The sequence below is a fragment of the [Enterobacter] lignolyticus SCF1 genome, from assembly GCF_000164865.1.
Taxonomy (GTDB): Bacteria; Pseudomonadota; Gammaproteobacteria; order Enterobacterales; family Enterobacteriaceae; genus Enterobacter_B; species Enterobacter_B lignolyticus.
The window spans coordinates 2260647-2275454 of the sequence record NC_014618.1; the positions used below are offsets into that span (position 1 = coordinate 2260647).

Here is a 14808-nt window from a genome sequence, read left to right on the forward strand (position 1 = left end):
GTATAACCCTGTTTTTTGTCAGGAATTCGTGAAGCAATGGAGAAGATAGCGACGCTTGACTACTACATCGCTACGCAGCATGATCATGCGAATGAGATTTATTTTTATTTCACTTGCCGTTGCGGCGCAGGAGTGAACATGCCACCACGGCTGGATACACCGTCTTCAGGACTGGTTCTGGATTCGCTGTCCGCGGGCTACGGACAGCAGCGAATTATCGATGAGATTAGCCTCTCGATTCCCCAGGGAAAGCTGACCGCGCTGGTCGGCGCCAACGGCTCAGGGAAATCCACGCTGCTTTCAACCATGGCGCGGCTGCTGCAGCCGCTGGGCGGCTGCGTCTGGCTCGACGGCAAGCAGATTCATCAGCAGCCGACGAAAGCGGTCTCGCGCCAGCTCGGGATATTGCCGCAGAGCGCCACGGCGCCCGAAGGGCTGACCGTTTTTGAGCTGGTGTCCCGCGGGCGCTATCCGTGGCAGGGGCTGCTCAGGCAGTGGTCGGCGGCCGATGAGCGGGCGGTGGAACAGGCGCTGGCGGTCACCGGCACCTCGGCGCTGGCGCATTTACCGGTCGACAGCCTCTCCGGCGGCCAGCGGCAGCGCTGCTGGATAGCCATGGCGCTGGCCCAGGAGACGCCGACGATACTGCTGGATGAGCCGACCACCTGGCTCGATCTTCGCTACCAGGTGGAGATCCTCGAGCTTCTCCGGCAGCTCACCCGCGATCACGGGCGTACCGTGGTGGTGGTGCTGCACGATCTCAATTTCGCCGTCAACTATGCCGATACGCTGGTGTTCCTGCGCCAGGGAGCGCTGCAGGGCGTCATTCATGACAGCGCGCTGTGTACCCCGGAGCTTATCAAAACCGTGTTTGACGTTGACGTGCATATGACCCTCAACCCGCTGACCGGAAAACCCTTTTTTATGCCGTTTCGCGCCAGTGAAGGGGCGCCGTCATGCGCGTGAGGACCTTACCCGGCGTCGCGCGCGGCCGGAAGCCTGGCTACGCATTGGCCCTCCTGCTGCTGTTGGCCAGCGGCGCGCTGGTGCATCTCGGGCTGGGCGCGCGCTATATCCCGGCGCAGACCGTACTCGAGGCGCTGGTGGACTATGATCCGACGCAGTTTGCGCAGCGCATCGTCGTCGAGCTGCGGCTGCGTCGGCTGCTGGCCGCGCTGCTGGTCGGCGGCGCGCTGGGCGCGGCGGGGCTGCTACTGCAAACGCTGATCCGCAACCCGCTGGGAGAGCCGCATATTCTGGGTCTTAACGCCGGGGCGGCGCTGGCGGTGGTCTGCGGCTCGGCGCTGGGGTTCAGCAGCGTCGGGCAACCTCTGGTAGCGGCGGCCGGCGCGGCGCTCTGGTTCAGCCTGGTGATGCTGCTGGCCTCTTCCGGGCGCGGCGGGGCCACGCCGCTTAAGGTGACGTTGTGCGGCGTGGCGCTGTCGGCGTTTGCCTCCTCGCTGACCGCCGCCATTTTGATCCTGGATGAACAAACCCTGCTGGCGCTGCGCACCTGGCTTGCGGGCGATCTGTCGGGGATTGGCCGGGAAACGCTGCAGCACGCGCTGTGGCCGGCGCTGGCCGGGCTGTTGATAGCGCTGGCGCTGGCGCCGCGGCTTAACGTGCTCGCGCTGGGCGATACCGTCGCCCGGGGGCTTGGCGTCAATCTGCTGCGCACCCGGCTGCTCGGCCTGGTCGCCACTGCGCTGCTGTGCGGCACGGCGGTGGCGGTAGCCGGGCCGCTGGGATTTATCGGCCTGGTGGTGCCGCACCTTATCCGGCGGTTTATTACTGACGATTTGCGGGTTGCCGTCGTGCTCTCCCTGCCGGTCGGCGCGCTGCTGCTGCTGGCGGCGGATATTGCCGCCCGCACGCTGCTGGCCCCGCAGGAGCTGGCGACCGGCGTGGTGACGGCGCTGGTGGGCGCGCCGGTGTTCATTCTTATCGCCGCGAGGTGTTTGCGATGAAAAGTGCGCTGACGCGGGCCGGTTTTCGTACGATGACGCTGCCGGGCGCGCGGCTGCTGCTGCGCCCCAAAGCGCTGCGGGTCGCCGCCGCGATGATCGTGCTGATACTGGCGCTGCTGGTCGTTGGCCTGGCGAGCGGGTCGCTGGCGATACCGGCGGGCCGCATCGCCCGCGCGCTGTTTGACGCCAGCGCGCTCAGCGCCCAGCAGGCGCTGGTGGTGCAGGATATCCGGCTGCCGCGTCTGCTGATGGCGCTACTGTGTGGCGCCATGCTCGGTATGGCCGGGGCGGCGATGCAGAGCATTACCCGTAACGGGCTGGCGGACCCGGGGCTTATCGGCGTGAAGGAGGGGGCCAGCATCGTGGTGCTGGCGCTGGTGCTGTTTTTCCCGGCGCTTGGCGTGGCCTGGCGGCCGCTGGCTGGGCTGCTCGGCGGGACGCTGGTGGCGCTGGCGGTCGTGCTGATGGCCCGCGATCTGTCGCGCCCGCGCTTTATTCTCATCGGTATCGGCGTGTCGTGGGGGCTGGCCGCGGTGGTGGGGATGTTCATGACCACCGCCGATGTGCGCGATGTCCAGACGGCGATGATGTGGCTTGCCGGCAGCCTGCAGTCCGCGTCCTGGCCGCTGCTGCTGGTGGCGCTGGCCTGGGCCATTCCCGGCGCGCTGATGCTGTTTCTCAGCGCCCGGGCGGCGGATGTCGCCATGCTGGGCGACGCGGCGGCCACCGGGCTGGGCGTCCGGCTGCCGCCGCTGATGCTGCTGCGGTTCTTTGCGCCGGTGCTGCTCACCTCCGCCAGCGTTTCCTGCGTCGGCAGCCTCGGCTTTGTCGGGCTGATGGCGCCGCACATGGCGCGATTTCTGCTGCGCGGCGGCCAGGTGGCGCTGCTGTGCGGTAGCGCGTTAACCGGCGCGCTGCTGGTGCTGCTTACCGATACGCTGGGACGCCTGGCGTTCGCGCCGCTGCAAATTCCCGCCGGGATCGTCATTGCGCTGGTGGGCGGACCGTTCTTTTTAATGTTGCTATGGCGTCGTCGCGACGCGCTGTAAATAAGGGTTGCTATGCGCTGGATATGTTCCTTCCTTTTACTGCTCGGCTGTACGGCGCAGGCGGCGCCAATGCGGGCATTTACCGACGATCTTGGCCGTACCGTTCAGGTGCCGGTACGCCCGCTGCGCATTGTGTCGCTGCACGATCTGGATATTACGATCCCGCTTATCGAGCTTGGCGTGCCGCCGGTCGCCAGCCACGGCCGCACCCGGCCGGACGGCAGCCATTACCTGCGTTCCAGCGCGGCGCTGACGGGCATTGATTTCGATAACAGCGCCATCCAGTTCATCGGCAGCGCCGATATCGATCTCGAAGCGGTCGCCGACGCCAGGCCCGACCTTATCATCACGGAACCTAACCGCAATGTGCCGGTGGAGCAGCTGCAAAAAATCGCCCCGACGGTGAGCATCGATCATTTGCTCGGCAGCGCGCCGCGTATTTATCAGCAGCTGGCTGACCTGACCGATACCCGCGCGCGGCTGGCCATTCTTGACCGACGCTATCAGGAGGAGATTACGCAGCTGAAGGCGATGGTTGATACGCAGCGCATCACCGTGTCGGTTATCCAGGCGAACGGCGGCAAGGTTACCGTTCACCACGCCTATCACGCGCTCGGGCGCGTGCTGCGCGATGCCGGGTTCCGCTTCCCGCCGCTTATCGAGCAGATCCCGGACGGCCAGCGCATCGACGTCAGCGCCGAGCGGCTCCCGGAGCTGGACGCCGATTTTGTCTTCGCCACCTGGCGTTCGGACACCGGCGGCAGGGCGGACGATGAGCGAAAGGCCATGGAGGCGGTGATGCCCGGCTGGTGCGATTTTATGCAGGCCTGCCGCAGCGGGCGCTATGTGCTGCTGCCGCGCGAGGAGGTTATCTCTAACTCCTACGCGGCGTTGAGCCTGATGGTGGCGCAGGTGCAGTCGCATATCGCGGGGCGCCCGATTCCGGCGATCGCGCAATGAACGCCAGAGGAAAGGGGCGGGTCGACCTGTTCGGCGATCGCTTCCGCGCCCGCGCGCACCAGCTGTCTCCCCGGCTGCAGGCGGTGGTGAACTACATCAACGACAACCGCGAGGTGGTGCTGGAGCGTACCGCCATGCAGATAGCCGCGGCGACCGGCACCTCGGACGCCACCGTGGTGCGGGCGATTCAGGCGCTGGGATTCGCCGGGCTGCGAGAGCTGAAGCAGACTATGGAGCGCTGGTTTGGCCCCACGGTCACCTCCTCGGAGAAAATGCTGTCGACGGTCAGCGCCCTGTCGAGCGACGTCAGCTCCAGCATCGATTTCGTGCTGGAAGGGCATCAGCGCGCCTGCGATATTCTGGCGCGCCCGCAGAACCGGGCCGCGGTGGCGCAGGCGGTGGCGCTGCTGGCGGACGCCCGCCAGGTCGCCATCTTCGGCATCGGCGCTTCCGGTATTCTGGCGGAGTATACCGCCCGGCTGTTCAGCCGCATTGGCCTGCCGTCGTGTGTGCTCAACCGCACCGGGTTTAGCCTCGCCGAACAGCTTATCAACCTGCAGCGCGGCGATGTGCTGGTGATGATGGGGCAAAAATCGCCGCACCGCGAAGGGCTTACCACCCTGAGAGAGGCTAAACGGCTGGGGATCCCGACGATTCTGCTGACCCAGGCGCCAGACTCGCGCTTCAGCCAGCTGTCGCAGGTGGTGGTCGAGGTGCCGCGCGGCGGCGATAACGGGCGCGTACCGCTGCACGGTACGGTGCTGATCTGCCTCGAGATGATTGTGCTGTCGGTGGCGTCAACCCGGCCGCAGCAGACCATGAAGTCGATGAAACGCATCAACGAGCTGCACCGGGCGATAGGAAAATCCGGCGGCAGATAAGGACCGACCACATATCCATTGCGCTCAACCGCCTTATTATGTAATTTTATGCATATTAAATGCATAAAAAGGTGATTGTATGTGGACGAAATGGATTAAAGCAGGGTGTTTACTGGCGGCGCTGGCGGGCAGCGCGCAGGCGGCGCAGGAAACCTACGTGGTTGGGGCGGGCGGTACCTACCGTCCGTTTGAATTTGAAAACAACCAGAAGCAGCTGGAAGGTTTTGATATCGACATCATCAAGGCCATCGCTAAAGCGGAAAACTTCAACATTAAGCTGGTCAATACGCCGTGGGAGGGGATTTTCGCGACCCTGAACGCGGGCGATCGCGACATCATTATTTCGGGGATCACCATTACCGACAAGCGTAAGCAGATGGTCGATTTCTCCGCGCCTTATTTCCCGGCAGAGCAGTCCATCGTGGTGCCGTCAACCTCCAAAGTCGCCTCGCTGGCGTCGCTGAAAGATGAAAAAGTCGGCGTGGTGAACTCCAGCACCGGCGACATCGTGGTTTCTGACGTCCTTGGTAAAAACAGCACCGCCATTAAGCGCTTCGATAACACGCCGCTGATGCTGCAGGAGCTGTTTGAAGACGGCGTCAGCGCGGCGGTCGGCGACGTCGGCGTGGTGAAGTACTACATCAAACAGCACCCGGAAAAGCAGTTCAAACTGGTGTCGGATGCGAAATTTGAGCGTCAGTATTTCGGGATTGCGGTCGCGAAAGGCAACGACGCGCTGCTGGCGAAAATCAACGACGGCCTGAAGAAAATCGTCGCCGACGGCACCTACGCGAAAATCTATAAGACCTGGTTTGACGACAACGTGCCTGCGCTGCCGGCACAGTAATACGCAGTCAGGATTAACGCGGCTGTCGCGGCTTTCGCGCCAGCCGCATTTTTTCAGGGAAAACGTATGACGGGATTCCGTTGGGAGATTATCCAGGAGTATCTGCCGCTGTTTATGGAAGGCGCCTGGATGACGATTAAATGCACCATTATCTGCGTGATTCTGGGCACGCTGTGGGGGCTGACGCTGGGCCTCGGGCGGATGGCGAAAGCCGAACATGGGCCATGGAAGTACGTGCTGCGCTATCTGGTGCAGTTTCCGGTGCGCTTCTACGTCAGCGCCTTTCGCGGTACGCCGCTGTTTGTGCAAATCATGGTGGTGCACTTTGCGCTGATCCCGCTGTTTATCAACCCCCGTGACGGCCTGCTGGTAACCGGCGGCCTGATGAGCAGCGATTTCGCCCGCGCCCTGCGCGCGGATTACGGCGCGTTCTTGTCCTGTATTGTCGCCATTACGCTCAATGCCGGCGCCTATGTTTCAGAGATTTTCCGCGCCGGGATCCAGTCCATCGACAAGGGACAGATGGAGGCGTCGTGCGCGCTCGGAATGCCGTGGTGGAAATCGATGCGCAAGGTGATCCTGCCGCAGGCGTTTCGCCGGATTCTGCCGCCGCTTGGCAACAACGCGATAGCGATTGTCAAAGACTCTTCGCTGGCCTCCGCCATCGGTCTGGCGGATCTGGCCTATGCCGCCCGTACGGTGTCCGGCGCTTATGCCACCTACTGGGAACCCTACCTGACCATCTCCGTGGTGTATTGGGTGATAACGTTCCTGCTGGCGCAGCTGGTTAACCGTCTTGAGAAGAGGTTTGGCAAAAGTGATTAAGATCAGAAATCTGCATAAGCACTTTGGCGACAGCCACGTGCTGCGGGGTATCGATTGCAATATTCAGCCGCAGGAGGTGGTCTGCATCATCGGCCCGTCCGGCTCCGGGAAAAGTACCTTTCTGCGCTGCATGAACGCGCTGGAATCGGTCACCGAAGGCGAGGTCATCGTCAACGGCTATGCGGTGCACGATACGAAGACCGATCTCAATAAGCTGCGCGAAGGCGTCGGGATGGTGTTTCAGCGCTTCAACCTGTTCCCGCACATGACGGTACTGGAAAACCTGCTGATGGCGCCGATGGCGCTGCGCGGAATGACGCGCAGCGAGGCGCAGACGCTGGCGGAAAGCCTGCTGGCAAAGGTGGGGCTTAGCGATAAACGCGACGCCTGGCCCTCAAGTCTCTCCGGCGGCCAGCAGCAGCGCGTGGCGATCGCCCGGGCGCTGGCGATGCAGCCTTCGATCATGCTGTTTGACGAGCCCACCTCCGCGCTTGACCCCGAGCTGGTGGGGGATGTGCTGGCGGTGATGAAAGCGCTGGCGGGGGAAGGGATGACGATGGTCATCGTCACCCACGAGATGGGATTTGCCCGCGAGGTGGCCGACCGGGTTATCTTTATCGACCAGGGCGTGATTCAGGAGCAGGGCACGCCGGCGCAGATTTTCGGCGCGCCCACCAACCCGCGCACCGCCGCGTTTCTCAGCAAGGTGCTCTGACGCCGGACGAACAGCCGCGTCCTCCGTACTTGCCGGATCGGCGCGGCTGGCTTAGGGTTATTGCGACAACGTACAACGGGTGGAGCAAACATGACCCTGCATTCACAACTGCTGCTGGAGGTCCCCGGCATCCGCCATGCTTTTCTCACCGCGGCGGAAAGCGCCGGGCGCGACCGCGCCGGCGAGCTGGACATTAAGCAGGTTCACGGCGCTGAGCTGCTCGCGCTTGACCGCCGCCGTCCGCAGGGCCGCCCGCAGGTGGACGGCGTTTTTACGCATCTGACCGGGGAGAAGATAGCCATCACGACGGCGGACTGCCTGCCGCTGCTGATGGCGTCCCGCGACGGGCGGTTTATCGCCGGGGTACATGCGGGCTGGAAAGGCATTGCCCAGGGGATCGTCGAGAACAGCGTCCGGCAGTTTATACGCCACGGCATCGCGCCCGCCGATGTGGTTGTGGCCGTTGGCCCGCATATCCGCGCCTGCTGCTACGAGGTTTCCGCAGGCTTTTTCCCGCTGCTGCTGACCACCCCCGGCGGCGCGCTGGCGCAGGCGCACCGCGACAGCCTCTTCTTTAACGCTCCGCAGCGTCCCAACCCGCACAGCGCGGCTCCCCGGGAGCCCAACGGCCTGTGGTTCGATTTGCCGCACTTTTGCGAACTGCACCTGCTGGCGGCGGGAATACGGGCCGGGCATATCGACTGGCTGGAGAGCTGTACCTATTGCAGCCCGCAGACGCTGGGGTCTTATCGCCGTCGTACGCATTATCCGGCGGTAAAAACGCAGCAGATATCATGGATTTCCCGCGATGAGGTATTTTGCTGAAAACGTAGCTGAGCGACCGCCGGGTAGTAAGGTCCAGGATTGGACGTACTCAAGGGTTGTATTTGGTCTCTTTTAATTTATTCTACCGATCGGTCGCAGCATTGAAAATGTAAATTCAGAGGCATCGGTCTGTGTCGCAAATATTGCTGTATGAGCCAAGAGTACTTCTTCGCTCTTTGGTTCAGCATCTCATTGATGGTAAATCGCGGCCGCTCTGGCCACATCAGATATCGACTTCATATATTACGGATATCCGCAGTTCAGCAAATAAAAGTATGTGCGTGCTCGTAGGCGTTGGCGGGGTTGGGCAAAATTTTGCCGAACTTCTTCGGCTATTTCGGCATTTGAAAATGATGAAGGTAAAAACGGTTGCGTGGGTGCCTGCGGACTATCTCTATTTGACAAAATTACTGCGTGCGGTAGGTGTTAATGAGGTTTTAACCGAAGAGAACTTAACCAATGAGCTTACGGCGACATTACAAAAAATGGCCGCGCCATGGGATGCGGCAATTAAACGACGCCGGGTGCCGGATATATCACAAACTGAACTGGATATTTTATTGCTGTTCTCTGCGGGGCTATCGGCAAAAGATATCTCTGTGCACCGGGGATGCTGTTATAAAACCGTATTCTCCTGGAAACACAATATTTGCATGTCGCTGGATATTAAAACGCCGGATCAGTGGTTAACGGTATTGGCGGAAATAGCCCAGATCTCAACGCTCTATCAACAACGGTGATCGTCCTATGCATTACTACTATGTTCGCTATTTATCGCCGCGGAACGTCTGGTCCGACGCGTTAAGCCAGGGGTTCAGTCATCTGGCGTCTGTTAACCCGGAATGGTGCTGGTCAGCGCTGTCGTCCGACGACGAAAACGCGGCGCCGAACCTGTCGGTTATCGATTTGACCGGCGGGCAGGACGCTGATATCGTCGCGCTGGCCGCCGCTCAGGGCCCGCTGCTGGCGCTGGTGCGCGCGACGCAAAAGCGCCTGATAGCCGATCTGCTGAGGCAAAGCCGCTGTTCGCTGCTGTGCGTCGATGAGCATCAGCTGGCGATGAGTGAAATCGTTGAATGCAGCCACCGCCACAGGCGTTTTTTAAGCGCCTTCGTGCGGGGGATAAAGGACGGGCAGACGCCGGACCCGGCACCCGTTTCGCTAACGGAAACCGAATCAAAAATTCTGGCATTTCTTCGCGACGGGAAAAGCGGAGTGGAAATATCGCGCTCGCTGTTTCGCAGCCAAAAAACGATCAGCTCGCATAAGCGTAATATTATGCGCAAATTTGGCGTGACCGACGACCTGGCGCTGAAACGAAAGCTGCAGGTGCAGGAAATAACCCTATAGCTGGCGGCCTGATAGGCTATTAATAAAGGCAGTAGAGGGGGGCTCTGCTGCCTTTATTATTTACTGGCTCACGGCTTTTTTCGCTTTGGACTTCGCGTTGTTACAGGCGGTCTGGTTTTTAGAACAGGCCTCTTTTGCCGCCTGCGCTTCTTTTTTCGCCTGCGATTTTGCGTTTGCGCACTGCGTTGGGTTGCTCTGGCATGCGGCTTTTGCATTTGCGACGGCCTGGCCATTCGCCGCGTTCGCCATACCGCAAACCATAAATGTGCATGCAGCAATTAACAGTGTGACCTTTTTCATTTCACTATCCCGATGATTGTTTTTTTACCAAGTAAGCATTAACAGGGAAAATAAACCTGTGCGAGAAGAGTAATGAATTACAGCAGGGAAGTCGCGGGTAAATGATTAAGCAGGCGTAAATGGCTGCGGATAATTATTTATTCATTGATGAATGTAAGTTTATTTGCCCGGCGCAACCCGCAATACGTTACGTATAATGCGTACCTTTGGCAAATAAAGGTACGCATTTGCGCGTGGCAGGTCAGCCTGATTTGCTTATTTTTGCCGGCAGTCCCTGACGCACGGAGGCGCCGGTGACCCAGTCAAGCCAGGTACCGGCGACCGTCCGGGTCGGGTCCTGGAAGCCGAGATCGTTAATATTGATTCCTGAGGCAATCTGCGGCTGATGGGGCAGCGGTTCGCCGTCCAGCCAGTGCTGGCGCGCGCCCATCTCTTTATGTCCGTACCCGTGTTCAACGGCGATAACGCCGGGCATCACGCCCATCAGCAGGCTTACCTGCGCCTCGACGCTGCCGCCGGGCGTGGTTATCTTCACCTTATCGCCGTGGCGGAGGTGTAAACGCGCGCCGTCGGCCGGATTGATGGCGACCAGGTTCGACGGTTTAACGTGGTGCAGCCGCGCAATCATGGTGGTTGAGCTGCTCATCAGGTTTGATTTAAACGACATCAGCTGCATCGGCCAGTCAGAGGGCGGGTACACCTCGTCCAGCGCGCGCCCGTCGGATAGCCGCGGCGGATACCATTTCGGACAGCCGCTGTAGCGTTCACCGGTCATGGCATAGCGATGTACGGCGACCTCGCTGTTCCAGATTTGCAGCGGCGCCGCCCAGGGCGCGCCCACCGTTCCGTCCTGGCGCCCGGCGGCCTCCGGCGCGAACCGTCCGCCGCGGCTGTAGAGGAACGCCACCCGCAGGGCCTCTTCACGCTTGAGCGTACGGGCGATCTCCGGCCAGATGTGGTCGACGCCGGAGAACGCGATATCCTGCGGGCTGGCCTCAGGCAGCGGTTTTTGCCCGGCGAACGCGATGTTTGCCGCCATCCGCAGATAGTAGTCCTCCGCCCGGTTTAGCGGCTGCGGATTGCCCTGGCTGTCGCTCAGCCCCCGATCGCCGAAGCCCGGCAGCTGCAGGCGTTTTGCCACCGCAATGCAGAATGCCTCCATCGAGACCGCTTCGCCGCTGGCCGTCCTGGACGTCGCTGGCGCGACAATCGGCCAGCGGGCGGTGGTGGTTTTGCTGGCGACGCCCGCCCACGGGGCGGTAAACCCCCAGCTCTCAAAGTTGTGGGTATCGGGGATCAGATAGTCCGCAAGGGCGGTGGTTTCGTTCATAAACGCGTCGATCGCGATAAACAGCGGCAGACGCTGCGGGTCTTTCAGCCGCTCGCCGATGGTCTGGCTCAGGCCGGGGACGCCGTACAGCGGGTTCGTCATGTTCGAAATCCACGCCTTCAGCGGATAGGGATACCCGTCCAGCGCCGAGGGCAGCAGCTCCGTGAGCTGCCCGGCGACGAACGGGTACCAGGGCGCTTTTGCCGGCCACGGAGAGCGGCCGCTGGCCTGCTTCTCGCGAAACTCCTCTGAGGTTTCATAGGCGGTTTTGCTGCGGGCGATGCTCAGACCCTTGGGGGCGACCTTGCCGGGAAACTGCGTCATGTTATAGCAGGGACCGTCGGTCAGGCCGTTGAACTTCCCGCCGCCGACAAAAACGCCGCCTTCCAGGCTCAGATTGCCCAGCAGCACGTTGAGCATCATCACCGACCAGGCGTTATAGAAGCCGTTACCGGACATCATTCCGCCGTGGGCGATGGCCGCAGCCTTGCGCCCGTGGGCGGTGAACGCCTGCGCCAGCGCGACGATCTGCGTCTGCGCGATGCCGCAATGGGCGCTGTACTGGGCGTAGGTTAAGGTTTCCGCCGCCTCCTTCAGGCACTGAAAGCTGCTTTTTACCGTCACCGACGAACCGTCTTTCAGCGTCAGCGGGCGATTAACCTCCAGCATGGCCTGCTCGCAGCGGCTGGCCGGAACGAGGTTGCCGTCCATATCAACCACCAGCGCGTCGTCGGCATCGGCGTCCATCTCTGCGAGATGCGCGGCCCTGAGGTGCTGCCCCGCCAGCGGGTGGTGGTCGTCGGTGATAACCAGCCAGCTGGCGTTGGTCCAGCTCTTCTCGCCGCGGCGCTGCATCGCCTGCGGGTGCGGTATCCGCAGATAGCTTTCCTGATAGCGGCGGTTTTCGATAATCCAGCGGATCATCGCCATCGTCAGCGCCGAATCGGTGCCGGGCTTCACCGGCAGCCAGTGGCCGCGATCGTCCGCCAGTACGGTGGTCAGCGGAAGCGCCGGGGCGACCACCACGTAGTTGAAGCTTTCCCGCAGCCTGGCGCTGGCGAGCTGTCGCGCCTGACGTTTGAAGGGGTTGCCGGACTGGGCGGGCGACGTGCCGATGAACAGCGCAAACTCGACGTGCTCCCAGTCGGGCTTAACGTGCGGGTTTTTGTCCAGATCGCCAAGCGTGGCGCCGGAGCCGGCACGCCACGACAGGCCGCAGTACGCGCCGTGGGCGCCGAAGTTTTTCGACCCGAAGCTGTTGATCGCAAAGCGTCGCAGAAAGCCGTCGCGTCCCTCGTCGCTGGTGTTGGTCACCAGCAGCTGGTTGGCCTTCGGACCAAACGCCGGGTGCGCCGGGTCGATCGGCGTTTGCAGGTCGCGAATAGCGCGCAGACCGTCCACATGCCCCTCGCCAAACAGATTACCGCCTTCCGTCACCTCGTCGATCAGCTGCTCAAAGCTGATGCTCCGCCATTTGCCTTCGCCGCGTTTTCCCGCCCGCTTCATCGGCGTCAGGATGCGGTGCGGGCTGTAGAGGCTTTCCAGCAGCGTCGCGCCGCGGGCGCAGGCCGTCGAACGGGATTCCAGGCCGCTTTCTCCGGCGAGTTTCGCCATGGCCTGCGCAAACGGCAGGGCGGCGTCGAACGGATGCTCCTGGGAGAGCGGGTGCCACGGGTTTCCGGCGATGCGCAGCACGGTATTGGTTTTACGGTCCACCCGCACCCGCAGACCGCACTGGGTCCAGCAGCCGAAGCACTGGGTCATCGACAGGCTCTGATCGGGACTGGCGCGCCACGGGCCGAGGGCGGTCGCCTCAGGCGCCAGCGCGTTGCCGAAAATACGGTCGCGGGTGATTTTCCCCGAGGTGCCGTTCACCAGCCCCTCGACCGCGCGTTTCGCGATATCGCGGTAGCTCAGCCCGAAAGCCGCAAAGCCGCCTGCGGCCAGACCGATTTTCAGCCACTGCCGACGTGATAATTTAGCCATGTTGTCGTCTCCCTGAGAGCCAGCTCAGGCCCTCGTGAACGGTAATCATCAATGCTATCCACAGACCGAAGGTGCCGACGATGGCCAGCAGGCCATCTGTGCCGGGCGGCAGGTGGTACGGGTTTGCCAGCGCGCTGTATTTGGGGATAGTTTGGCCGCCGATAAGAAAAGCCCAGCGCAGCAGCCAGCACAGCCCCATGGCGCTGAGCGCCAGAAGCAGGGCGGTCGCGCCGCCGATGGGGCGGAAACTTGCATACAGCGCGCCGCCGGTCGCCAGCAGCCACAGCGCGACGGTCGTCGTCATGTAGGTGCGCGCTTCGCCGCTCAGCTGCCACCACTGACGCAGGCTCTGCCCGGAGAGCGTGTCGCCCGCCATCCATGCCGTCATCACGGCTGCCAGCAGCGCCAGAGTGAAAAGGTGGCTTCGCGCCAGCGTTCTGGCGAGGGCGGTATGCTGGCGCAGCAGCGCGGCGAGGATCGCCAGCAGCGCCTGCAGGGCGCTCACGAACATGGCGAGCGGGAACCCGTAGCTAAACCACAGCGGCCGCGCCAGTACCACGGAGACTTCCCGGCCGGTATACAGCAGCAGACCAATAGCGGTGAGCGACGCGCCTGCCGCGACGGCGCCGCTCAGCGGCAGGCGCCGTCCGGTCAGGGCGTTGAGGTGGAAGCCGACGAACTCTATCCCCAGCAGCAGGGTAAACAAGGGTAAAAACAGCGCCCCCCACGGCATCCATGACCACGGCGTCGGCCAGGCGTAGAAGTGCCAGAAGCGGGCGGTCTGGTGCAGGTCCGCCGTCAGGGCCAGCGGGGCGGTAATGGCGCAGGTCAGGGCGATAAACAGGCACAGGCGCTGCAGCTGCGGGCTGTGGTCGCGCGCTATCCAGCGGGCGCCTGCCGCCAGCAGAGCGGCGCAGGCGGCGATACCGATAAAGAAAAAGTACTGCACCGCCCAGGGCAGCCAGGTAATGGCCTGGGGCTGCGCCAGCACTTCGTCGATCATTATCCGTGACATAGTTCCACCTCCTGCCAGAGCGACGGCTGGGCATGCCCCTGAAGCGGGGTGACAAAGGCATCGTCCAGTCCCAGATAAAACACCTGCGGCCGCGTGTTATTCTCCGGCTTGAGCACCTTTACCTCCGCGTGGTGCTGGGCCAGCAGCCTGCTGATGGCGCTGTCCGGGTCTTTGAGGTCGCCGATAATCCTTGCGCCGCCTACGCAGGACTCCACGCAGGCGGGCAGCAGCCCCACCTCCAGCCGGTGCGCGCAAAAGGTGCATTTGTCCGCGGTCTGGGTGTCGTGGTTGATAAAGCGCGCATCGTACGGGCACGCCTGTACGCAGTAGGCGCAGCCGACGCAGCGGGTGTTGTCGATAACCACAATCCCGTCTTTGCGCTGAAAGGTGGCCTGCACCGGACACACCGGCACGCACGGCGGAGAATCGCAGTGGTTGCACAGCCGGGGCAGCAGCACGTTCGTCACCTCGTCGCGCCCGGCCAGCCTGACCTGATACTGGTTGACGGTGGTGCGAAACGCGCCCTGCGGCGTCTGGTTTTCGATGGCGCAGCTGACGGTGCAGGACTGGCAGCCGATGCAGCGGCGCAGGTCGATGAGCATCGCATAGCGATGCTGCTCCGATCCTTCCCGACGTTCGGGCCGCAGGGCAATCGACGCCTGCGCGAGGGGGACCAGCGATGCGCCGGCGGTAATTACGCCCAGCTGTTGTAAAAATTGTCGTTTACTGATGTCCATGGCACCTCCGCTGCGTTCGCG

General features: G+C 62.4%; 15 protein-coding genes. 11 read left to right on the top strand and 4 right to left on the bottom strand.

Features of this window, described 5'->3' with window-relative positions:
• Positions 1-138: 138 nt before the first annotated feature.
• The 11 genes from ENTCL_RS10650 to ENTCL_RS10700 all read left to right on the top strand — a co-directional run bounded on the left by ENTCL_RS10650 (position 139) and on the right by ENTCL_RS10700 (position 9419).
• Positions 139-966: an ABC transporter ATP-binding protein gene (locus ENTCL_RS10650; protein WP_044612110.1), complete on the top strand. Its 828-nt coding sequence runs from the start codon at positions 139-141 to the stop codon at positions 964-966.
• Entirely contained in the window at positions 957-1967 is a 1011-nt protein-coding gene (locus tag ENTCL_RS10655) for a FecCD family ABC transporter permease (protein ID WP_013366125.1), read from the top strand. Before ENTCL_RS10650 ends, ENTCL_RS10655 begins: the two co-directional genes overlap by 10 nt.
• Positions 1964-3016, top strand: coding sequence for a FecCD family ABC transporter permease (locus ENTCL_RS10660; RefSeq protein WP_013366126.1), 1053 nt, complete (start codon positions 1964-1966; stop codon positions 3014-3016). The genes ENTCL_RS10655 and ENTCL_RS10660 overlap by 4 nt, the downstream gene beginning before the upstream one ends.
• Before the next feature lie 12 nt (positions 3017-3028).
• Positions 3029-3976, top strand: a complete 948-nt coding sequence (locus tag ENTCL_RS10665; protein ID WP_013366127.1) for an ABC transporter substrate-binding protein — start codon at positions 3029-3031, stop codon at positions 3974-3976.
• Entirely contained in the window at positions 3973-4857 is an 885-nt protein-coding gene (locus tag ENTCL_RS10670; RefSeq protein ID WP_013366128.1) for a MurR/RpiR family transcriptional regulator, read from the top strand. Before ENTCL_RS10665 ends, ENTCL_RS10670 begins: the two co-directional genes overlap by 4 nt.
• 79 nt (positions 4858-4936) lie before the next feature.
• A complete protein-coding gene (locus tag ENTCL_RS10675; protein WP_013366129.1) occupies positions 4937-5704 on the top strand; it encodes a basic amino acid ABC transporter substrate-binding protein in 768 nt (255 codons plus the stop codon).
• Positions 5705-5770: 66 nt separating this feature from the next.
• Positions 5771-6529: an amino acid ABC transporter permease gene (locus ENTCL_RS10680; protein ID WP_013366130.1), complete on the top strand. Its 759-nt coding sequence runs from the start codon at positions 5771-5773 to the stop codon at positions 6527-6529.
• Positions 6522-7244: an amino acid ABC transporter ATP-binding protein gene (locus ENTCL_RS10685; protein WP_013366131.1), complete on the top strand. Its 723-nt coding sequence runs from the start codon at positions 6522-6524 to the stop codon at positions 7242-7244. Before ENTCL_RS10680 ends, ENTCL_RS10685 begins: the two co-directional genes overlap by 8 nt.
• 90 nt (positions 7245-7334) lie before the next feature.
• Entirely contained in the window at positions 7335-8069 is a 735-nt protein-coding gene (locus ENTCL_RS10690) for a purine nucleoside phosphorylase YfiH/LACC1 family protein (RefSeq protein WP_013366132.1), read from the top strand.
• Positions 8070-8200: 131 nt separating this feature from the next.
• The gene (locus ENTCL_RS10695) at positions 8201-8809 is read left to right on the top strand and encodes a helix-turn-helix domain-containing protein (protein ID WP_013366133.1); all 609 of its coding nucleotides are present in this window, start codon (positions 8201-8203) and stop codon (positions 8807-8809) included.
• A 7-nt stretch (positions 8810-8816) separates the two neighbouring features.
• Entirely contained in the window at positions 8817-9419 is a 603-nt protein-coding gene (locus tag ENTCL_RS10700; RefSeq protein ID WP_013366134.1) for a helix-turn-helix transcriptional regulator, read from the top strand.
• 60 nt (positions 9420-9479) lie between these two features.
• Here the strand turns inward: ENTCL_RS10700 and ENTCL_RS10705 are convergent, their stop codons facing one another.
• The 4 genes from ENTCL_RS10705 to ttrB all read right to left on the bottom strand — a co-directional run bounded on the left by ENTCL_RS10705 (position 9480) and on the right by ttrB (position 14787).
• Positions 9480-9719: a hypothetical protein gene (locus ENTCL_RS10705; RefSeq protein WP_013366135.1), complete on the bottom strand. Its 240-nt coding sequence runs from the start codon at positions 9717-9719 to the stop codon at positions 9480-9482.
• 241 nt (positions 9720-9960) lie between these two features.
• Positions 9961-13035 carry a tetrathionate reductase subunit TtrA gene (ttrA, locus tag ENTCL_RS10710; RefSeq protein WP_013366136.1) on the bottom strand — a complete coding sequence of 1025 codons (3075 nt, stop codon included), beginning with the start codon at positions 13033-13035 and terminating at the stop codon, positions 9961-9963.
• On the bottom strand, positions 13028-14050 hold the full coding sequence (ttrC, locus tag ENTCL_RS10715; protein WP_013366137.1) for a tetrathionate reductase subunit TtrC: 1023 nt from the start codon (positions 14048-14050) through the stop codon (positions 13028-13030). The genes ttrA and ttrC overlap by 8 nt, the downstream gene beginning before the upstream one ends.
• Positions 14038-14787: a tetrathionate reductase subunit TtrB gene (ttrB, locus tag ENTCL_RS10720; protein ID WP_013366138.1), complete on the bottom strand. Its 750-nt coding sequence runs from the start codon at positions 14785-14787 to the stop codon at positions 14038-14040. Before ttrB ends, ttrC begins: the two co-directional genes overlap by 13 nt.
• Positions 14788-14808 lie beyond the last annotated feature (21 nt).

Excerpts from the sequence above, each read along its gene's own strand:
- ENTCL_RS10650 (WP_044612110.1), top strand. The coding sequence starts at position 139 with ATGCCACCACGGCTGGATACACCGTCTTCAGGACTGGTTCTGGATTCG.
- ENTCL_RS10660 (WP_013366126.1), top strand. The coding sequence starts at position 1,964 with ATGAAAAGTGCGCTGACGCGGGCCGGTTTTCGTACGATGACGCTGCCG.
- ENTCL_RS10655 (WP_013366125.1), top strand. The coding sequence starts at position 957 with ATGCGCGTGAGGACCTTACCCGGCGTCGCGCGCGGCCGGAAGCCTGGC.
- ENTCL_RS10665 (WP_013366127.1), top strand. The coding sequence starts at position 3,029 with ATGCGCTGGATATGTTCCTTCCTTTTACTGCTCGGCTGTACGGCGCAG.
- ENTCL_RS10680 (WP_013366130.1), top strand. The coding sequence starts at position 5,771 with ATGACGGGATTCCGTTGGGAGATTATCCAGGAGTATCTGCCGCTGTTT.
- ttrA (WP_013366136.1), bottom strand. The coding sequence starts at position 13,035 with ATGGCTAAATTATCACGTCGGCAGTGGCTGAAAATCGGTCTGGCCGCA.
- ENTCL_RS10670 (WP_013366128.1), top strand. The coding sequence starts at position 3,973 with ATGAACGCCAGAGGAAAGGGGCGGGTCGACCTGTTCGGCGATCGCTTC.
- ttrB (WP_013366138.1), bottom strand. The coding sequence starts at position 14,787 with ATGGACATCAGTAAACGACAATTTTTACAACAGCTGGGCGTAATTACC.
- ENTCL_RS10675 (WP_013366129.1), top strand. The coding sequence starts at position 4,937 with ATGTGGACGAAATGGATTAAAGCAGGGTGTTTACTGGCGGCGCTGGCG.
- ttrC (WP_013366137.1), bottom strand. The coding sequence starts at position 14,050 with ATGTCACGGATAATGATCGACGAAGTGCTGGCGCAGCCCCAGGCCATT.
- ENTCL_RS10705 (WP_013366135.1), bottom strand. The coding sequence starts at position 9,719 with ATGAAAAAGGTCACACTGTTAATTGCTGCATGCACATTTATGGTTTGC.
- ENTCL_RS10690 (WP_013366132.1), top strand. The coding sequence starts at position 7,335 with ATGACCCTGCATTCACAACTGCTGCTGGAGGTCCCCGGCATCCGCCAT.
- ENTCL_RS10700 (WP_013366134.1), top strand. The coding sequence starts at position 8,817 with ATGCATTACTACTATGTTCGCTATTTATCGCCGCGGAACGTCTGGTCC.